The organism is Pseudomonas alkylphenolica, assembly GCF_016009175.1.
GTDB lineage: Bacteria > Pseudomonadota > Gammaproteobacteria > Pseudomonadales > Pseudomonadaceae > Aquipseudomonas > Aquipseudomonas alkylphenolica_B.
This window is the reverse complement of sequence record NZ_JADUCM010000029.1, coordinates 1-19,396: the sequence shown is the minus strand read 5'-3', so window position 1 is coordinate 19,396 and position 19,396 is coordinate 1. Positions and strand designations below refer to the sequence as shown.

Annotated in this window: 21 protein-coding genes; 15 read left to right on the top strand and 6 right to left on the bottom strand. The window is 62.1% G+C overall.

The genetic code is table 11. The features are described 5' to 3' along the window. Both I5S59_RS20750 and I5S59_RS20745 read left to right on the top strand, forming a co-directional pair. Nucleotides 1-711, top strand: coding sequence for an LrgB family protein (locus I5S59_RS20750; RefSeq protein ID WP_197878300.1), 711 nt, complete (start codon nt 1-3; stop codon nt 709-711). 9 nt (nt 712-720) lie between these two features. Then, nucleotides 721-1,311 (top strand): LON peptidase substrate-binding domain-containing protein, encoded by a 591-nt coding sequence (locus I5S59_RS20745; protein WP_197878259.1) that lies wholly within the window; start codon nt 721-723, stop codon nt 1,309-1,311. 4 nt (nt 1,312-1,315) lie between these two features. Here I5S59_RS20745 and I5S59_RS20740 read toward each other — a convergent pair whose 3' ends face one another. Continuing rightward, nucleotides 1,316-2,632: a bifunctional DedA family/phosphatase PAP2 family protein gene (locus tag I5S59_RS20740; RefSeq protein WP_197878258.1), complete on the bottom strand. Its 1,317-nt coding sequence runs from the start codon at nt 2,630-2,632 to the stop codon at nt 1,316-1,318. 4 nt (nt 2,633-2,636) lie between these two features. Then, entirely contained in the window at nt 2,637-3,329 is a 693-nt protein-coding gene (locus I5S59_RS20735) for a DNA-3-methyladenine glycosylase (protein WP_197878257.1), read from the bottom strand. A 261-nt stretch (nt 3,330-3,590) separates the two neighbouring features. Here I5S59_RS20735 and I5S59_RS20730 point away from each other — a divergent pair, with 261 nt between their 5' ends. The 13 genes from I5S59_RS20730 (at nt 3,591) to I5S59_RS20670 (ending at nt 15,903) form a co-directional block, all read left to right on the top strand. Next, nucleotides 3,591-4,862 carry a glutamate-5-semialdehyde dehydrogenase gene (locus tag I5S59_RS20730; protein ID WP_197878256.1) on the top strand — a complete coding sequence of 424 codons (1,272 nt, stop codon included), beginning with the start codon at nt 3,591-3,593 and terminating at the stop codon, nt 4,860-4,862. Nucleotides 4,863-4,893: 31 nt separating this feature from the next. Then, the gene (gene nadD, locus I5S59_RS20725) at nt 4,894-5,550 is read left to right on the top strand and encodes a nicotinate-nucleotide adenylyltransferase (RefSeq protein WP_197878299.1); all 657 of its coding nucleotides are present in this window, start codon (nt 4,894-4,896) and stop codon (nt 5,548-5,550) included. A gap of 45 nt (nt 5,551-5,595) precedes the next feature. Continuing rightward, on the top strand, nt 5,596-6,024 hold the full coding sequence (gene rsfS, locus I5S59_RS20720; protein ID WP_128323093.1) for a ribosome silencing factor: 429 nt from the start codon (nt 5,596-5,598) through the stop codon (nt 6,022-6,024). 9 nt (nt 6,025-6,033) lie between these two features. Continuing rightward, a complete protein-coding gene (rlmH, locus tag I5S59_RS20715; RefSeq protein ID WP_010222895.1) occupies nt 6,034-6,501 on the top strand; it encodes a 23S rRNA (pseudouridine(1915)-N(3))-methyltransferase RlmH in 468 nt (155 codons plus the stop codon). 16 nt (nt 6,502-6,517) lie between these two features. Beyond that, nucleotides 6,518-8,407, top strand: a complete 1,890-nt coding sequence (gene mrdA, locus I5S59_RS20710) for a penicillin-binding protein 2 (protein ID WP_128323092.1) — start codon at nt 6,518-6,520, stop codon at nt 8,405-8,407. A gap of 38 nt (nt 8,408-8,445) precedes the next feature. Next, nucleotides 8,446-9,549: a rod shape-determining protein RodA gene (gene rodA / locus I5S59_RS20705; protein WP_197878298.1), complete on the top strand. Its 1,104-nt coding sequence runs from the start codon at nt 8,446-8,448 to the stop codon at nt 9,547-9,549. A gap of 17 nt (nt 9,550-9,566) precedes the next feature. Beyond that, nucleotides 9,567-10,577 carry a lytic murein transglycosylase B gene (gene mltB / locus I5S59_RS20700; RefSeq protein WP_197878255.1) on the top strand — a complete coding sequence of 337 codons (1,011 nt, stop codon included), beginning with the start codon at nt 9,567-9,569 and terminating at the stop codon, nt 10,575-10,577. Beyond that, complete coding sequence (locus tag I5S59_RS20695) at nt 10,577-11,575, top strand: septal ring lytic transglycosylase RlpA family protein (RefSeq protein WP_128323089.1); 999 nt, start codon at nt 10,577-10,579, stop codon at nt 11,573-11,575. Before mltB ends, I5S59_RS20695 begins: the two co-directional genes overlap by 1 nt. A 134-nt stretch (nt 11,576-11,709) precedes the next feature. Then, nucleotides 11,710-12,870, top strand: coding sequence for a D-alanyl-D-alanine carboxypeptidase family protein (locus tag I5S59_RS20690; protein ID WP_197878254.1), 1,161 nt, complete (start codon nt 11,710-11,712; stop codon nt 12,868-12,870). Between the two features lie 76 nt (nt 12,871-12,946). Next, nucleotides 12,947-13,219, top strand: coding sequence for a DUF493 domain-containing protein (locus I5S59_RS20685; RefSeq protein WP_038606559.1), 273 nt, complete (start codon nt 12,947-12,949; stop codon nt 13,217-13,219). Beyond that, on the top strand, nt 13,219-13,866 hold the full coding sequence (gene lipB, locus I5S59_RS20680; protein WP_197878253.1) for a lipoyl(octanoyl) transferase LipB: 648 nt from the start codon (nt 13,219-13,221) through the stop codon (nt 13,864-13,866). The genes I5S59_RS20685 and lipB overlap by 1 nt, the downstream gene beginning before the upstream one ends. A 2-nt stretch (nt 13,867-13,868) precedes the next feature. Further along, nucleotides 13,869-14,867: a lipoyl synthase gene (gene lipA / locus I5S59_RS20675; RefSeq protein ID WP_010222903.1), complete on the top strand. Its 999-nt coding sequence runs from the start codon at nt 13,869-13,871 to the stop codon at nt 14,865-14,867. 76 nt (nt 14,868-14,943) lie between these two features. Further along, nucleotides 14,944-15,903 carry a S66 peptidase family protein gene (locus I5S59_RS20670; RefSeq protein ID WP_197878252.1) on the top strand — a complete coding sequence of 320 codons (960 nt, stop codon included), beginning with the start codon at nt 14,944-14,946 and terminating at the stop codon, nt 15,901-15,903. 30 nt (nt 15,904-15,933) lie between these two features. On the opposite strand, the gene I5S59_RS20665 is transcribed toward I5S59_RS20670, so the two are convergent. The 4 genes from I5S59_RS20665 to lptE all read right to left on the bottom strand — a co-directional run bounded on the left by I5S59_RS20665 (nt 15,934) and on the right by lptE (nt 19,243). Further along, on the bottom strand, nt 15,934-17,250 hold the full coding sequence (locus I5S59_RS20665; RefSeq protein ID WP_197878251.1) for a lytic murein transglycosylase: 1,317 nt from the start codon (nt 17,248-17,250) through the stop codon (nt 15,934-15,936). A gap of 61 nt (nt 17,251-17,311) precedes the next feature. Then, nucleotides 17,312-17,476, bottom strand: a complete 165-nt coding sequence (arfA, locus tag I5S59_RS20660) for an alternative ribosome rescue factor ArfA (protein ID WP_010222906.1) — start codon at nt 17,474-17,476, stop codon at nt 17,312-17,314. Between the two features lie 84 nt (nt 17,477-17,560). Beyond that, nucleotides 17,561-18,598 carry a DNA polymerase III subunit delta gene (gene holA, locus I5S59_RS20655; RefSeq protein WP_197878250.1) on the bottom strand — a complete coding sequence of 346 codons (1,038 nt, stop codon included), beginning with the start codon at nt 18,596-18,598 and terminating at the stop codon, nt 17,561-17,563. 36 nt (nt 18,599-18,634) lie between these two features. Continuing rightward, complete coding sequence (lptE, locus tag I5S59_RS20650; RefSeq protein ID WP_197878249.1) at nt 18,635-19,243, bottom strand: LPS assembly lipoprotein LptE; 609 nt, start codon at nt 19,241-19,243, stop codon at nt 18,635-18,637. Nucleotides 19,244-19,396 lie beyond the last annotated feature (153 nt).

The following is a 19,396-nucleotide window of genomic DNA, read 5'->3' as shown; positions in this document are numbered from 1 at the left end:
CTGGACTGGAGCGGCGCGCTGGACGCTGTGGTGCATCACCCGTTGTTTGGCATCGGCATTACCCTCGGGGCTTACCAGCTGGTGTTGGCGGCCTACGAGAAAACCCGCTGGATCTTTCTGCAGCCGGTACTGGTGTCGATGCTGGTGGTCATTGGCGTACTGCTGGCATGTGGTTTGACCTACAGCGAATACCGCAAAAGTACCGAGATCATGAGCATCCTCCTCGGGCCGGCCACGGTGGCACTGGCCGTACCGTTGTACCTCAATCTGCGGCGGATTCGTCAGCTGTTCTGGCCGACCTTTACTACGCTGGTTATCGGAGGGGTGTTCGCCACGGGTGCCTGCCTGTTGCTCGGCTGGTGGTTTGGTGCCGAACACATGATCCTGATGACCATGGCGCCGAAATCGGTGACGTCGCCCATTGCCATGCTGGTGGCGGAGCAGATCGGCGGGGTGGCTGCCCTGGCGGCGGTGTTCGTGTTGATCACCGGCGTGATCGGCGCGATCTTCGGCCCCGGCTTGTTGACGCTCTGTGGTGTGCACAGCCCGGAGGCGCGGGGCATGGCGTTGGGCGTGACCGCTCACGCAGTGGGCACTTCGGTGGCCCTGCAGGAAAGTGACGAATGCGGGGCGTTTGCCGCCCTCGCGATGAGCCTGATGGGGGTTGCCACGGCGGTGTTCCTGCCGCTGGCAGTCAGCCTGGTTGTGTGAGGACTTGCAATGACGCTACCGCTGTTTCCGCTCAATACCGTGTTGTTTCCAGGCTGCTTCCTTGATTTGCAGATATTCGAGGCGCGCTACCTGGACATGATCGGCCGCTGCATGAAGCAGGGCGGCGGCTTTGGTGTCGTCTGCATTCTTGAGGGCGAGCAGGTCGGCAAGGCACCTGATGGCTATGCCTCGATTGGCTGTGAGGCAGTGATTCGCGACTTCCAGCAACAGGACAACGGTCTGCTGGGCATTCGCGTGGAGGGCACGCGGCGATTCCGGGTGGATCAGGCCGAGGTGCAGAAAGACCAGCTGTTGCTGGCGCAGGTGCAGTGGCTGCAGGAAATGCCCGACACGCCGCTGCGTGACCAGGATGACGACCTGCTGGCCTTGCTCAAGGCGCTGGGCGAACATCCGATGGTGGCCGCCTTGGGCATGCCGACCGAGGTGCATGGCCAGCAATCCCTGGCCAATCAACTGGCCTACCTGCTGCCTTTTATCGAAGAAGACAAGCTCGACCTGCTGGCCATCGACTCGCCTGTGCAGCGCCTGGATGCCATCCAGGCGCTGCTCGATCGTTTGCAGGGCGAGTTGTTCGCCTGAGGCCTCAATACTGATAGCGCAGCAGCGCGTCAGGCAGCGAGTGCAGGCTGAAGAACGCCAGCAAGGCGATACAGGCCGGCAGAATCAACCACCAGACTTTCTGCGGCAGGGCGGCCAGCGGCTCGCGGTGCTGGATCAGGGTCAGGCTGGTGGCGCAGATACAGCAGGCCAGCATGGCGCCGGCAAGCACGTCGGTCGGCCAGTGGGCGCCCAGGTAAACCCGCGACAGCGCAATCGCCAGTGCTGGCAAACAACCGAGCATGATCCAGGTCAGGCGCATGCGCGCCGGCTGGCCGCGACCGGCCAGTACCGCCAGCACCAGAAAAAACGCAAAGGCTGCAGAGCTATGGCCGCTGGGCATGCTGTAGGTGGTCAAAGGGTCGTGCAGGACTTCCGGGCGGGCGCGGGCGAACAGCCATTTCAAGGTGCCATTGGCTACCGCTGTGCCAATCAGTGTGGCGCCGGCGAACAGTGCCGGGCGCCACTGCCGTGCCAGCAATAGCAAGCCGGTCAGCAAGCCGCCGAGCAGGAACTGGGTGCGGAAATCACCCATGCGCGTGATCAGTACCACGCTGCCATCGATGACGCTGCTGCGGTGTTCCTGGATCAAGGTCATCAAGCCTTGGTCGAACTCATGCAGGTAGGGCCAGCCGACAAACAGCCCGGTCAGCGCCAGCAGGCTGAGCCCGGCAATTACCCGCGTGCCGCGGCGCAGGCTGCGCAAACTGCAATTGATGCTGATGCCGATCAGCGCCGCGAGGCTGGCGGTAATGATCCCGGCATCGAGCCAGAAGCCTTCGGGCAACGGCAGGCGCATGGCGGCACCGGTGGCCCAGCCGGGCAGCAAATAAGCCACCGACCAGCCAGCGCCGGCCAGCAGGCTGACGGCAATGAAGCGCGGCAACGGCATGTCGAACATACCGGCAACCATGGGCAGCATGGGGCGCAGCGGCCCGATGAAACGACCCACCAGCAAGCTGGCAATGCCGTAGCGCTGGAAATAGGTTTCGGCGCCACCGATCCACTCGGGGTGGTGGCGTAACAGCGGCAGTCGGCGGATGTTCTGATGAAATTTGCGCCCCAGCGTATAGGAAATCGCGTCGCCTAATAGGCCACCGAGAAAACCCAGCAACAGCGTTTCGCCCAGCGACAACGCGCCGCTGCCGGCCAGCACGGCAACACCGAACAGCAGCACGGTACCGGGCACGATGATCCCGGCAATGGCCAGGCACTCCACGCAAGCCACCAGAAAAATCGCCAAGCCAAGCCATTGCGGGTTGGCGCCAAGCCAACCGGTCAGGCTATCGAGCCATTGGCCCATCGTGTCAGTTTCCTTGTGTCAGTAAAAAGTAGTCCCGGCCTTCGACTTGCCCCCGGCGCAGCGGGTTCCGTGTGCAGTGGCGGGCGAAATCGGCGTCGACGAAACGAAACGGCAGATCTTCATCGCGGCCAGAAGGAATGCCTAGCCGGGTGGTCTGGATAATGTGTTTCACTTTGATTCCGCAATCTTCGACGAACAGTTGTTCTGCATCGAAGCGTTTGCCGTCCCAGTGCGGCACTTTCAGGCCCAGTGCCTTGCAGAGTAGCGTCTGTCCGTTGCACAGGCGCTCGATGGCGCGCGGTTGGCCGCTGGCGTCGGGGTTGTTGAGCTGCATCTGCGCCAGGCTGTTGGCGTCCGAGATGGCATCCATGAAGGGATAGGCGGATTTGATCAGCACGGCATTGCCCGGGCCATGGGCACTGAAGTTCAGCGAATCGCCGCCACGGGCGTAATACATGTAGATGTGGCCGCCATCGAGGAACAGTGCCTTGCGCTTTTCCGTGTAGCCCAGCGACGCATGGCTGCCTTTGTCGCTCAGGTAATAGGCTTCGGTCTCGATGATCCGCGCCGACAGCCAGTAGTCGCCATGGCGGTGGCGGATGATCTTGCCCAGCAGGGCCTTGGCCAGTTCCTGCGCGTCGCGGTCAAAGAAGCTGTCGGGCAGGGCCCGGAACGGGCAGGGGGCTGAGTCGGGCATGCGGGTGAATTCGCGCTGATAAGGTCGGCGATGATAGCAATTTCTATCTGGGCTGTAGGAGCGAGGCTTGCCCGCGAAGAGCGAGAACGCGGTGAAGAAGATACACGGCAGCGCCTGCTTCGCCGGCAAGCCGGGCTCCTACAGGTGGGGCATGGGGACTCAATTTATGACTGTTTTTGACCATCCGCCTGTGACCGCTGGGCGTGGGACGGTGTGCCAGTTATAATCAGCCCATTTCCCCTTCGCCAAGACACTGAGCCCATGACTGAGTCCGTTCTTGACTACATGACCCGTTTGGGTCGCGCAGCCCGTGAGGCCGCCCGCGTCATCGCCCGTGCCAGCACCGCGCAGAAGAACCGCGCCCTGCAGGCCGCCGCCAGTGCGCTGGACGCCGCACGCGCCGAGTTGTCTGCTGCCAACGAGCTGGACCTTGCCGCTGGCCGCGCCAATGGCCTGGAGCCAGCCATGCTCGAGCGCCTGGCGCTGACCTCTGCACGCATCGACGGCATGATCGTCGGCCTGCGTCAGGTGGCAAGCCTGCCAGACCCGGTCGGCGCGATCCGCGACATGAGCTACCGGCCCTCGGGTATTCAGGTAGGCAAGATGCGCGTGCCGCTGGGCGTGATCGGGATCATTTACGAGTCGCGGCCAAACGTGACCATCGATGCTGCCAGTCTGTGCCTGAAGTCGGGCAATGCCACCATTTTGCGCGGCGGTTCCGAAGCCATTCACTCCAATCGTGCCATTGCTGCCTGCATCCAGCGCGGTCTGGCTGAGGCCGGCCTGCCGGCTGCGGTTGTTCAGGTAGTGGAAACCACGGACCGCGAAGCGGTCGGTGCGCTGATCAGCATGCCGGAGTACGTCGATGTCATCGTGCCGCGTGGCGGCAAGGGCCTGATCGAGCGCATCAGCCGTGATGCCCGGGTACCGGTAATCAAGCATCTGGACGGTATCTGCCATGTGTATGTGGCCGAGCACGCCGAACTGGACAAGGCCCGACGCATTGCCTTCAACGCCAAAACCTACCGTTATGGCATTTGTGGTTCCATGGAAACCCTGCTGGTCGACCAGTCGGTCGCTGCAGGGTTCTTGCCGGAAATGGCCCGTCAATTTCGGGAAAAAGGTGTCGAACTGCGCGGTTGCGAGCGTACCCGTCAGATTATCGATGCAGTGCCGGCAACCGAAGAAGACTGGAATACCGAATACCTGGCAGCGATCCTGTCGATTCGTGTGGTCGACGGCCTGGACCAGGCCATTGAACACATCAATCACTATGGTTCGCACCACACCGACTCCATCGTCACCGAACACCAGGGGCAGGCCCGTAAGTTCACGGCCGAAGTCGATTCGTCGTCGGTCATGATCAACACGCCGACCTGCTTTGCCGACGGTTTCGAGTATGGCCTGGGCGCGGAAATCGGCATTTCCACCGATAAGCTGCATGCCCGCGGCCCGGTAGGGCTTGAAGGCCTTACCTGCGAAAAATACGTAGTGATCGGCGACGGTCAACTGCGCGGACAGGAGTCGATCTGACTTGGCCGAGCGCAAACCGCTCGCCCACGTCATGACGAAGTCGCCCGGCCGACGTGTCGGCGTGCTTGGCGGGACCTTCGACCCGATTCACATCGGTCACTTGCGCAGCGCGCTTGAGGTGGCCGAAGGCCTGGCGCTGGACGAGCTGCGGCTGATGCCGAATGCGCGTCCGCCGCATCGCGATACGCCGCAGGTATCGGCCCAGGACCGTCTGGAGATGGTTCGCTGCGCGGTGGCGGGTGTGCCGATGCTGTCGGTGGATGCCCGCGAACTGGCACGCGACACACCGTCGTATACCATTGAAACACTTGAATTGATGCGCGCCGAAATGGCCGCTTCAGATCAGCTGTTTCTGCTGCTGGGCTGGGACGCATTTTGCGGCCTGCCCAGTTGGCACCGTTGGGAAGAATTGCTGCAACACTGCCACATCCTGGTGCTGCAACGCCCGGATGCCGACGTCGAGCCACCGGATGCCCTGCGCAACCTGTTGGCCGCCCGTTCAGTCAGTGATCCGCAGGCCCTGGCAGGGCCTGCGGGAAATATTGCATTCGTCTGGCAGACCCCGCTTGCGGTGTCAGCCACGCAGATCCGACAGCTGCTGGCCAGCGGCAAGTCGGTGCGGTTTCTGGTGCCGGACGCAGTACTGGCCTACATCGATGCGCACAACCTGTACCGTGCGCCGAACTGAAGGTGCTGTGAAGCGCCTCACACTATTGAGTTGAATGAGTTTTATATGACCAAGCAAAAAATCAGTGCCGTCAGTGCCGAAGAACTGGTCGAACTGACCAAAGACGCCCTGGCAGAAGTAAAGGCCCAGGACATCCAGGTGATCGATGTGCGTGAAAAGCACAGCCTCACTGACTACATGATCATCGCCACCGGTACCTCCAACCGCCAGATCAGCGCGATGCTGGAAAAGGTCCGTGAGCAGGTCAAGGCCAAGGGCGTTCAGCCGCTGGGCGAAGAAGGCAAGGGCGACAGCGACTGGGTGCTGCTCGACCTCAACGACGTCATCGTGCACATGATGACCGCCGCTGCCCGTCAGTTCTACGACCTCGAGCGCCTGTGGATGGGTGCCGAGCAGAGCCGCGCCGCCGATGGCAAGCACCACAGCCCGGAAAACGACCACGCCTACTCGGCAAACCTCAAAGACCGGGAATAAGGAAGGCTTGTGCGTCTGCGTCTGATCGCGGTCGGCTCGCGCATGCCCAAGTGGGTCGAGGACGGCTGGCATGAATATGCCAAGCGCCTGCCCTCGGAGCTGTCGCTGGAGCTGGTGGAGATACCGCTCAACACCCGGGGCAAGAATGCCGATGTCGCCCGCCTGATCCGTCAGGAGGGCGAGGCCATGCTCGCCAAGGTCCAGCCAGGGGAACGGATTGTCACCCTGGAGGTCCATGGCAAGCCCTGGAGCACCGAGCAACTGGCGGTCGAGCTGGATCGCTGGCGGCTGGACTCGCGTACCGTGAACTTCATGGTCGGCGGCCCCGAAGGGCTGGCGCCGGAAGTCTGCGCGCGCGCGGAGCAGCGCTGGTCGCTGTCGCCGCTGACGCTGCCACACCCGTTGGTAAGGATACTGATCGGCGAACAGCTGTACCGCGCCTGGACCGTGTTGTCCGGGCACCCTTACCACAAATGAACCTGTAAGCCTTTCAATGACGCAGCCGATTCGCCTCAAGGATCACGAGAAAGACGCCCGTTTGGTGCGCAGTCGCGTCGTGGTCGGTGCCGTGGCGATCGTCCTGCTGATCTGCGTGCTGATCGCTCGCCTGTACTACCTGCAAGTGATCCAGTACGAGTATCACTCCACCCTGTCCGAAAACAATCGGGTGCACGTGCAGCCGATTCCGCCGACCCGCGGGCTGATATTTGACCGTAATGGCGTGATCATCGCCGATAACCGGCCAAGCTTCAGCTTGAGCATGACCCGCGAACGCTCCGGCGACTGGCAGCAGGTGCTCGATGTAATCGTCGAGGTGCTGGAGCTGACGCCGGATGACCGTACGCTGTTCGAGAAGCGCATGCGCCAGGGGCGGCGGCCATTCGAGCCGGTGCCGATCCTGTTCGAGCTGACCGAAGAGCAGATTGCCCGGATCGCGGTGAACCAGTTCCGCCTGCCCGGGGTGGAGGTAGTAGCGCAACTGGTGCGGCATTACCCACAGGGCGCGCACTTTGCCCATTCGGTCGGTTACGTCGGGCGGATCAACGAGAAAGAGCTCAAGACCCTCGATCCGGTCAACTACAGCGGTACCCACCATATTGGCAAAACCGGTATCGAACGCTTCTACGAGCCGGAACTGCATGGCCAGGTGGGCTACGAAGAAGTCGAGACCAACGCCCGTGGCCGTGTGTTGCGTGTGCTCAAGCGCACCGACCCGATTCCCGGCAAGGACATTGTCCTGAGCCTCGACATCAAGTTGCAGGAAGCGGCCGAAGCAGCACTGGCCGGGCGCCGTGGTGCCATCGTCGCGCTCGATCCGAACACCGGTGAAGTGTTGGCAATGGTCAGCCAGCCGAGCTTCGACCCGAACCTGTTTGTGACCGGCATCAGCTTCAAGGCCTATGCCGAATTGCGTGATTCGATCGATCGGCCGCTGTTCAACCGCGTGCTGCGTGGTTTGTACCCGCCGGGTTCGACGATCAAGCCGGCGGTAGCGATTGCCGGTCTGGACAGTGGCGTGGTGACGGCATCGAGCCGGGTGTTCGACCCGGGCTACTATCAACTGCCCAACTACGACCACAAGTACCGTAACTGGAACCGCACCGGTGATGGCTGGGTCGACCTCGACACGGCGATCATGCGTTCCAACGACACCTACTTCTATGACCTGGCGCACAAGATGGGCATTGACCGCCTGTCTACCTACATGAACCGCTTCGGTATCGGTCAGAAGGTGTCGCTGGACATGTTCGAGGAGTCGCCGGGGCTGATGCCGTCACGCGAATGGAAACGCGCGACCCGCCGCCAGGCCTGGTTCCCGGGTGAAACCCTGATTCTGGGTATCGGCCAGGGCTACATGCAGGCCACGCCGCTGCAGCTGGCGCAGGCCACTGCGCTGATCGCCAACAAGGGCAAGTGGAACCGTCCGCACCTGGCCAAGACCATCGAAGGCCTGCCACCGGTGGATGAGAACCCGATCGACGACATCGTCCTGCGCGACAAGTCCGACTGGAACAAGGTCACCCATGGCATGGAGCAGGTGATGCACGGCGCACGCGGTACCGCGCGCAAGGCCTCGATCGGTGCGCAGTACCGGATTGCCGGCAAGAGTGGTACGGCCCAGGTGGTGGCGATCAAGCAGGGCGAGAAGTACGACCGCAACAAGCTGCAGGAGCGCCACCGCGACCACGCCTTGTTCGTCGGCTTTGCCCCGGCAGACAACCCGAAGATCGTGGTATCGGTGATGGTCGAGAACGGCGAGTCCGGCTCCGGCGTCGCCGCGCCTGTGGTGCGTCAGGTCATGGACGCCTGGCTGCTCGGCCCGGATGGCCATCTGAAGCCCGAATTCGCCAACCCGTCCATTGCGCAGGAATCTGCCCCGTGATGAGTAATTTCGATCGCATGCTCTCCAGTGAGGATGTGATGCGCCGTCGCGCCAGCTTCTTGCAGCGCATCCATATCGACGGCCCTTTGCTGATTTTGCTGCTGACCCTCGCGGCCGGCAGCCTGTTCGTACTCTATTCGGCCAGCGGCAAGAACTGGGACCTGCTGCTCAAGCAGGCCAGCTCCTTCGGTATCGGCCTGATGTCGATGTTCGTCATCGCTCAGCTTGAGCCGCGATTCATGGCGCGCTGGGTGCCGGTGGCGTACATCTTCGGGGTGATCCTGCTGGTCGTGGTGGATGTCATGGGGCACAACGCCATGGGCGCCACACGCTGGATCAACATTCCCGGGGTCATACGCTTTCAGCCCTCGGAGTTCATGAAGATCATCATGCCGGCGACCATCGCCTGGTACCTGGCCAAGCGTTCACTGCCGCCCAACCTCAAGCACGTGATGATCAGCCTGATCATGATTGGCGTGCCGTTCATCCTGATCGTGCGTCAGCCCGACCTGGGTACCGCGCTGCTGATCCTGGCCTCGGGTGCCTTCGTGCTGTTCATGGGGGGCTTGCGCTGGCGCTGGATCCTCAGTGTGATTGCCGCGGCAGTGCCGGTGGCCGTGGCAATGTGGTTCTTCGTCATGCACGACTACCAGAAGCAGCGGGTGCTGACCTTTCTCGACCCGGAGAGCGATCCGCTGGGCACCGGCTGGAACATCATCCAGTCCAAGGCGGCCATCGGCTCTGGCGGTGTGTTTGGCAAAGGCTGGTTGCTGGGTACGCAGTCGCACCTGGACTTTCTTCCGGAAAGCCACACCGACTTCATTATCGCGGTGATGGGCGAGGAGTTCGGCCTGGTCGGTATCTGCGCCTTGCTGCTGATCTACCTGCTGCTGATTGGCCGTGGCCTGGTGATTACCGCCCAGGCCCAGACGCTCTACGGCAAGCTGCTGGCGGGCAGTCTGACCATGACCTTCTTCGTGTATGTGTTCGTTAACATCGGTATGGTCAGCGGATTGTTGCCTGTAGTGGGCGTGCCGCTGCCCTTTATTAGCTATGGCGGAACTTCGTTGGTGACGCTGCTGTCAGCGTTTGGCGTATTAATGTCGATCCATACGCATCGCAAATGGATTGCGCAAGTTTGAATAAGGTGAAGAATTACATGCAAGCAATGCGTGGCTGGGCCGCTCGTTGCGCGCCTTGGGTCGGCCTGATCGGTCTGCTCGGTGGTGTTCAGCAAGCGACCGCCGGGGACTATGACGGTTCGCCCCAGGTGGCCGAGTTCGTCGGTGAGATGACCCGCGATTACGGCTTTGCCGATGAGCAGTTGATGGAGGTGTTTCGCGACGTTCAGCGCAAACAATCGATCCTCGATGCGATTTCCCGGCCGGCCGAACGTGTGAAACCCTGGAAAGACTATCGCCCGATGTTCCTCACCGACGCCCGGGTGGCCCGCGGTGTGGATTTCTGGCGTCAGCACGAGGCAACCCTGGCCCGTGCCGAGCAGGAATATGGTGTGCCGGCGCAGGTGATCGTATCGATCATCGGCGTTGAGACTTTTTTTGGCCGAAATACCGGTAATTACCGGGTGATCGATGCACTTTCGACCCTGGGCTTCGATTATCCGCCGCGTGCCGAGTTCTTCCGCAAAGAACTGCGCGAGTTCCTGCTGCTGGCGCGTGAGGAACAAGTCGACCCGTTGACGCTCAAGGGCTCCTACGCGGGGGCCATGGGGCTGCCGCAGTTCATGCCCAGCAGCTTTCGCGCCTACGCCGTGGACTTTGACGGTGATGGCCACATCAACATCTGGAACAACCCGGACGATGCCATCGGCAGTGTTGCCAGCTACTTCAAGCGCCATGGCTGGGTGGCCGGCGGGCAAGTGGTCAGTCGTGCCACCGCCACTGGTGAGCGCATCGACGAAGGGCTGAGCCCGGGCATCGACGCGGTCAAGACGGTCGGGGAGTTGCGGGCACTGGGCTGGTCAAGTCATGATGCGCTGCGCGATGATCTGCCGGTCACCGCTTTCCGGCTCGAAGGCGATAATGGCCCGGAATACTGGCTGGGCCTGCAAAACTTCTACGCGATCACTCGCTACAACCGCAGTGTGATGTACGCCATGGCGGTATATCAGCTGTCGGACCTGCTGGTTCAAGCACGGGGCGCCAAGTAATGCGCGTATTGTTTACAGATGCATCTCTCAAACTGATCGGCTGTGCGGCCCTGGGCCTGATGCTGGTCAGTTGCTCGTCGAATCGCCCGGCGCAGCAAAGCAACAACAATGTCGTGCGTGCCAAGCCCGGGCTGGACATCAACCGAGCCCACAAGGACGGCGCGCCGTGGTGGGACGTGGATGTTTCGAAGATCCCCGACGCCACGCCAACGGTGCATACCGGCAATTACAAAGCCAACCCCTATACCGTGCTGGGCAAGACCTACTTCCCGATCCAGGACTCGCGCAACTACCGCGCGGAAGGCACGGCGTCGTGGTACGGCACCAAGTTTCATGGTCAGAACACCGCCAACGGCGAAGTCTATGACCTCTATGGCATGAGCGCGGCGCACAAGACCCTGCCGCTGCCGGCCTACGTGAAAGTTACCAACCTGGACAACCATCGCAGTGTGATCCTGCGTGTCAACGATCGCGGTCCGTTCTATTCGGACCGCATTATCGACTTGTCCTACGCCGCGGCGAAGAAGCTGGGGTATGCCGAAACCGGTACCGCGCGGGTGCGGGTGGAGGGTATCGACCCTAAACAGTGGTGGGCCCAGCGTGGCCAGCCGGCGCCGATGGTGCTCGATCAACCACAGGTGGCCCAGACCCAGGCGCTGTCGGCCAGCACCGGCACCGTCGAGCAATGGACGCCGCCACCGCAACAGCATGCCGCAGCGGTCGTGCCAGTACAGATCGCCAGCAACAGTGGCATGGCCAGTAATGGTCTTTACTTGCAGGTCGGCGCTTTCGCCAACCCGGACGCGGCCGAGCTGTTGCGCTCCAAGCTCAGCGGCATGGTCAGCGCGCCGGTGTTCATCAGCTCCATCGTGCGCAATCAGCAAACCTTGCACCGTGTGCGCATGGGGCCGATCAACAGCCAGGGTGAAGCCCAGCAGATGCAGGACAGTGTGCGCCTGGCCAATCTTGGCCAGCCGAAAGTTGTGACGGCGGACTGACCGGGGGGACTGGTCGGTTTGTCATGCAAGCGGGCGGAACAGCCATGTACAATGGCCGTTTTGCTCGCAAGGCCGCGAGCCTGAAAACGTTTTGCCCATAAGGGCATGAGCCCATTAGCCATTTCGAGAGACGGATGAACATCACCACCTTTGCCAAACGCCTTTGCCTGCTTGTACCGCTGATGATCACCCCTGCCGCCTTCGCGGCAGAGCAGATGATGCCGTCGCCGCCGCAACTGGCAGCCAAGTCCTACGTGCTCATGGAAGCTTCCAGCGGTAATGTCCTGGTCGAGAACAATGGTGACGAGCGTCTGCCGCCGGCCAGTCTGACCAAGCTGATGACCGCCTACATCGCGACCCTGGATATCCGTCGCGGGCAGATCGGTGAGAACGATCCGGTTACCGTCAGCGAGAACGCTTGGCGTACCGGCGGTTCGCGCATGTTCATCAAGGTCGGCAGCCAGGTCACCGTCAGCGACCTGCTGCACGGCATCATCATCCAGTCGGGTAACGACGCCAGTGTCGCCCTGGCCGAGCACATTGCCGGCAGCGAAGATGCCTTCGCCGACATGATGAACAAGACCGCCGCCGATCTGGGCATGAGCAACAGCCACTTCATGAACCCGACCGGCCTGCCGAACCCCGAGCACTACTCCTCGGCGCACGACATGGCCGTACTGGCGCGCGCGATCATCCACGAAGACCCTGCGCACTACGCGATCTACTCGCAGAAAGAGTTCTTCTGGAACAACATCAAGCAGCCTAACCGCAACCTGCTGCTGTGGCGCGACAAGACTGTCGACGGCCTGAAAACCGGCCACACCGACGAAGCCGGTTACTGCATGGTGTCTTCGGCCGTGCGTGACGGCATGCGCCTGATCGCCGTGGTCTTCGGTACCAACAGCGAGCAATCCCGTGCTGCCGAAACCCAGAAGCTGCTGACCTACGGTTTCCGCTTCTTCGAAACCCAGACCTTCTACCAGAAGGGCACCGAGCTGGCTCAGGCGCAAGTCTGGAAGGGCGCCAGCAACCAGGTCAAAGCCGGTCTGGCCGAAGACCTGAGCATGACTTTGCCTAAAGGCCAATTGAAAAAGCTGGCGGCAAGCATGACCATGAACCCGCAACTGACCGCGCCCATCGCCAAAGGTGACGTGATCGGTAAAGTGGAAGTCAAACTGGATGACAACGTTGTACACAGCGCCGATCTGATCGCGCTGGATGCAGTCGAGGAAGCTGGTTTCTTCGGCCGGGTGTGGGATAGCATTCGGCTATTCTTCTACGGGCTGTTCAACTGATATCGTGACCTGCCACGCCCCCGCCAACTCACGCGGGGGCGTTGTTGTTGCCACGGCTTACGAGGCCGTCATTGCCATGACCGAAGCTGACAAATCGCACAAAATCGAATTCCCTTGCGCCGATTACCCGATCAAGGTGATCGGTGACACCGTGGTCAATTTCAAGGACACGGTGATCGAGATCCTCAAGAAGTACGCCGAGGTAGATCTCAAGACCCTGGCAGAGCGTCAGAGCAAGGAAGGCAAGTACACTACCGTTCAGCTGCATATCGTCGCCACCGGCGAAGACCAGTTGCACAACATCAATAGCGCGCTGCGCGCTACCGGCATCGTGAAAATGGTGCTCTGATGTCGAAAAGCCTCGGCTTTCGCGACCTCGGACTATTGCCTTACGAGCCGGTGCTCGAGGCCATGCGGCGGTTTACCGATCAGCGTGGCCCGCAAACCGGTGATGAGATCTGGCTGGTAGAGCACCCTGCGGTGTTCACCCAGGGCCAGGCGGGCAAGGCCGAGCACCTGTTGGTGCCCGGCGATATTCCGGTGGTGCAGACCGACCGAGGCGGCCAGGTGACCTACCACGGCCCTGGCCAGTTGGTAGCTTACCTGTTGCTGGATGTACGCCGGCTCGGGTTTGGCGTGCGTGATCTGGTGTCCCGGATCGAGCGCTGCCTGATCGAGTTGCTGGCCAGTTATGACGTTGTCGCGGCGGCCAAGGCCGACGCCCCCGGCGTCTATGTCGATGGGGCCAAAATCGCCTCCCTCGGCCTGCGGATTCGCAATGGCTGTTCTTTCCATGGCCTTGCCTTGAACGTGGACATGGACCTTGCGCCATTCCGCCGGATTAACCCCTGCGGGTATGCGGGGCTGGCCATGACCCAGCTGCGCGACCAGGCAGGCTCGATCGAACTCTCTGAGGTAAGGGCAAGGCTGCGCGGGCAGCTGGTCAAGCACCTCGACTATGCTGAGCAGACGACCCTTACGGGCGGAATTTTCTGAATATGACTACTGTTGTGCAAGAACCAGTACAAAGTGTGACACCTGCGCCACGGCCCAAGGTCGAGGCGGGTGTCAAACTGCGTGGCGCGGAAAAAGTCGCGCGTATTCCGGTGAAAATCATCCCTACCGACGAACTGCCGAAGAAACCCGACTGGATCCGCGTGCGCATCCCGGTTTCGCCGGAAGTCGACCGTATCAAGCAACTGCTGCGCAAGCACAAGCTGCACAGCGTCTGCGAAGAAGCGTCCTGCCCGAACCTGGGTGAGTGTTTCTCCGGCGGTACTGCGACCTTCATGATCATGGGTGACATCTGCACCCGTCGTTGCCCGTTCTGCGACGTAGGTCATGGCCGGCCGAAGCCACTGGATGTCGACGAGCCGAAAAACCTCGCCGTCGCCATTGCCGACCTGCGCCTGAAGTACGTGGTTATCACCTCGGTAGACCGTGACGACCTGCGTGACGGCGGCGCCCAGCACTTTGCCGACTGCATCCGCGAAATTCGCGCCTTGTCGCCGGGTGTTCAGCTCGAGACGCTGGTGCCGGACTACCGTGGCCGGATGGATGTGGCCCTGGCCATTACCGCCGAGACCCCTCCGGATGTGTTCAACCACAACCTGGAAACCGTGCCGCGCCTGTACAAGGCTGCGCGCCCGGGTTCTGACTACCAGTGGTCGTTGACCCTGCTGCAGAAGTTCAAGGAACTGGTGCCGCACGTACCGACCAAGTCGGGTCTGATGCTCGGCCTGGGCGAAACCGACGAAGAAGTGATCGAAGTGATGCACCGCATGCGTGAGCACAACATCGACATGCTGACCCTGGGCCAATACCTGCAGCCATCGCGCAGCCACTTGCCAGTACAGCGCTTCGTGCACCCGGACACCTTCGCCTGGTTCGCCGAAGAAGGCTACAAAATGGGCTTCAAGAACGTCGCCTCCGGTCCGTTGGTACGTTCGTCGTACCATGCTGACCAGCAGGCACACGAGGCCAAGATCAAGCTCTGACGCCTGGTCGTGATCAATGCCGATGCCCGCTTGCCGGCGGCATCGGCATTTTTGTATCCCAAAAGGAGCCGTCTGGATGAACCTTCCTTTCGATCATCAGCCTGAGCTCTCCCCAACAGCGTCTCCATTGCCAAGGGCATTGCCGCCAGGCGGTCGTCTGGCAATCATCGCACCTGCCGGGCCTGGCCAGATCGATACCCTCAAAGCGATTCAGTGGTTCGAAGCGCGCGGCTATCAGTGCCGCATCTATCCCGGGGTTCTTGAGGCACAGGATTACCTGGCTGGCGACGATGCCTGTCGGTTGGCCGACCTGCATGCCGCGTTTGCCGCCCCGGATGTCGATGCGATCATTTGCTTGCGCGGCGGCTACGGCAGCATGCGCTTGCTGGATGGGCTGGACGTGGCGCTGTTGCGCAGCCGCCCAAAACCCTTTATCGGCTACAGCGACATCACCGCGTTGCACAACGCGATTGCTCGTCATGCGGGGTTCGTGACCTTTCATGGGGCGATGCTCAAGTCCGAGTTGCTGGCCAGCAAGCAGGAACCGACGCTTTCTTCGTTGTTCGAGCTGCTCAGCGGGCGTCTGCGGGCTGGTGACGTCTTGCAACACCCACAGGCCTACCCGCTGACCACTGTCTTGCCTGGCGCAGCGTCAGGGCGTCTGGTGGGCGGTAACCTGGCAATGCTCTGCGCAACCCTGGGCACGCCGGCAGAGTTGCACAGCGAGGACGGCATCCTGTTTATTGAGGACGTTAACGAGCCGCTCTACCGCATCGACCGCTTGCTCACCCAGTTACGCCTGGTCGGCAAGTTCGAGGGGCTGCGGGGCGTGCTGGTCGGCGATTTTGCCGGGTTGACGGTGCAGGCGCTGGCGCCGCTGTTGCGGGAAATGTTCAAACCCTTGCAGATCCCGGTGCTGGCCGGCTGGCGCAGCGGTCATTGCGACCCCAACATCACCTTGCCGCTGGGCGCGCAGGTGCACCTGGACGCCGACGCGCAATGCCTGACACTGCAGCAGGATATTTTCTGCGGATAAAAAAACGCCCCTGATCAGGGGCGTTTTCATTTAGCGCTGGCGCAAGCTGTCCAGAAGCTTGTGGGTTGGATAACCATCGGCCGGCCAGCCCAAGGCCTGTTGCGCGTTACGGATGGCTTTGCGGGTGTTGGCGCCGATGATGCCGTCGGCCGTCCCGGCATCGTAGTTTTTGGCGCTGAGCAGCGTCTGCAGCTCGACGCGTTCGCTGCGGCTCAGGGGCAGGTCGTCCTTCGGCCAGGCGCCGGCAATGTAGCCCGAACCACCGAAGCGCTCGCTGAGCAGGCCCACCGCCATCGCATACGACGACGAGTTGTTGTACTTGAGGATGGCGCGGAAGTTGTCCAGCACCAGGAACGCCGGGCCGCGGTATCCGGCTGGCAGCAGCAGGGCGGCCGAAAGCTGTTCGCTACCGGCGGGCAGGCGTACGCCAACGGGCAGCTTCAGGCCCATTTGCATCCATTCGGAGACGGTCTTGCGCTGCGCGCCATCGGCCAGCCAGTAGTCGAAGCCTGGTGTCAGTTGCACTTCAAAACCCCAGGGCTCGCCGCGTTTCCAGCCGGAGCTTTGCAGGTAATGGGCGGTGGACGCCAGGGCGTCGGCGGAGCTGTTCCAGATGTCCCGGCGACCGTCGCCGTCGAAGTCCACGGCATGGGTGTTGTAGGTCGTGGGGATGAACTGGGTCTGACCCATGGCGCCGGCCCAGGAGCCTTTCATGGCTTCAGGCTGCACATCGCCGTGTTGCAGGATTTGCAGGGCGGCGATCAGCTGAGCCTGGGCGAAGGCCGGGCGACGGCCTTCATAGGCCAGGGTGGCAAGGGAGCGAATGACCGACTTGTTGCCCTGGAACTGGCCAAAGTTGCTTTCCATGCCCCATACCGAAACCAGCACATCGCGATCGACGCCGTAGCGTTGCTCGATCTGGCTCAGGAGCTCGGCGTGTTTTTCCAGCAGGGCTTTACCGTTGCGCACGCGCACCGGCGACAGCGCGCCGTCGAGGTACTCCCACACCGGCCGGGTGAACTCAGGCTGGCTGCGGTCGGCCTTGATGACATCCATGTCGGGCGTGACATCAAAGAACGCGCGGTCGAAGGTCGTGGCGTTGATACCGGCCTGCAGGGCTTGCTGACGGAAACCCGCCTGCCATTGGGCAAAGGACTGCAGGGGCTGGATTTCAGTGCTGGTGTCGACAGCGGGGTTGGGCACGGTAACGACCGGAGCGGGCTGGGCAGGGGCCAGCGGCAACGCGTCGGCGGCGGTAGGTTTTTCCGCGCAGGCGACTAGCAGGATGAGGCTGGAGGCAGCAATCAGCTGGCGTGGTTGCCAGCGATGGGAAAGACAAAAGGGCATGCACAGGTCCAGGTATTACAGGTCAGGTGACGACCATACCATGCCTATCGGAATCTTGCTTTTATGCAGCCAAAAAGTAAGAAGCCTCCCAATCTCTCGATTGGAAGGCTTCGCGGCGGTAGCTGCCTTTGCCTTTGCCTGCACGTTCCTGGCGGCTGCGGAACAGGGGTTGGGCGATGATTGATTTGGCCTTGTTGGGCCCGGGCTTTGCGGGTTTCTTGCTCATGACAGGTGTCCTGCTGGGTGGGGTTGCGGCGCAATATAGGCGCTGAACCCACCGCAGGCAAGCCGGTGCCGACGTAGCGCTGCGTTATTCCGCCGGCAGAGGCAGGCGTTGACCGGCCATCAGCAGCGTCAACCGCGCGAGGCTGGTCCAGGGCGAGCCTTGCGCCTGGCCTTTGATCTGCGCATCGATGCGCTGGGCATCCTGCAGCAGTTGGCTCCAGCGTTGCGCCGACAGGCGCTGCAGGGCCTTGGTCATCAGCGGTTTGCGCTTGTCCCAGACCGGCGGCCTGGCCTGGCTGAAGGCCTTGTCCAGCGGCACGCCCTGGCTGTACTGCTGGGCAAGCCCTGCCAGTACGCGCAATTCGCGGGCCAGGGCCCAGAGAATGACCGGAGGTTCGACGCCTTCGCCGCGCAAACCTTCAAGCATGCGCAGGGCATGCGCGGCCTCGCCGTTGAGAATGGCATCGACCAGGCCAAACACGTCAAAACGCGCGCTGTCGGCAACCGCCGCCTGCACGGTTTCAACCGTAATCTGATTGCCTTCAGCAAGCAGCTTGAGCTTCTCTATTTCCTGCGCAGCGGCCAGCAGGTTGCCTTCGACCCGGGCGGCAATCAGGTCCACGGCATCGCGCTGGGCGGACAACCCTGCCTGCGACAGGCGCTGGTTGATCCATTGTGGCAACTGTTGGGCGTCGACGGGCCAGATCTGGATGAACTGGACATCCTGACCTTCAATCAGTGCTTTGCCCCACTTGGTTTTTTGCGCGCTGCCATCGAGCTTCGGCAGGCTGATCAGCAGCAAGGTGTCTTCGGCGGGGCGCGAGCAGTATTCAATCAGGGCCGCGGCGCCCTTGTCGCCGGGCTTGCCGGACGGCAGGCGCAACTCCAGAAGGCGGCGCTGGGCAAACAGTGACAGGCTGGCGCCGGCCTGGAGCAGGGTGCCCCAGTCGAAGTTGGCGTCGGCACTGAATACCTGGCGTTCGTCGAAACCTTGCTGGCGCGCGGCGGCGCGCACGGCATCGGCGGCTTCCTGACACAGCAGGGGGTCATCGCCACTGATCACGTAGACCGGCGCAAGGTTGCCTTGCAGGTGTTTGTTAAGCTGGGCGGGAGTGAGTTTCATAAGGGCAGACGGGGCACCGAAGTGCCCCGTTCAATCTCACTGGATCGGCAGTTGCAGAGGCGACTGTTGAGGCGTTTCGTCCTGGGCGCGGCGGGCCGCTTCCTGGGCCTGGGCTTCGGCTTTGGCGCGCTCGTCAGCTTTTTGCTGCAGCTGGTCGAGCTGGGCCGGCGTCAGCAGTTGCAGGCGTACCAGCATGTTCTGCACCAGGTTGCGACGCATTTCATTACGGGTTTGCAGGGCGGTCTGGGTGGAGCCGGTAATGTTGTTGCCGTCATACACGTAGACTTGGCGGACTTCGATCTTGTCGTTCAGCAGGTTGGTGCTGTTCAGGCCATTGATGCTGTAGTTCAGCACGGTGGTCAGCTCATACTCGGCGGAGCGACCGGAGCCGCCTGCGTAGGTGGCTGCACGCTGGGTCTCGATTTCACTGGTCAGGACCAGCTCGTACGGTGCGCCGGCATGAACGTTGACGCCGCTGCTTTGCAAGGCCTGGCGCAACTGGGTCACGGTTTCGCCGTAGGCGTTGCGTGCACTCAGGTCCAGTTCCTTGATCGACATTTCGTTGGTGCCGGTACCACGCAGCTGGAAACCGCAGGCACTGAGCATCACAGCCAGGCCCATTACCAGCAGATTGCGTTTGATCATCTTGTTGCTCCCTTTTGGGCCGATTCTGTGTACCGGGCCGCGGGGGGGGGGGGGGCGGGGGGCGGGGGGGTGGGGGCCCGGTTGGCCCCCGAGGCCCGGTCCACGACGACCCGGCGGGGGGGCCCGGCCGGGGGGGCGCCGCCCCCCGTTTGG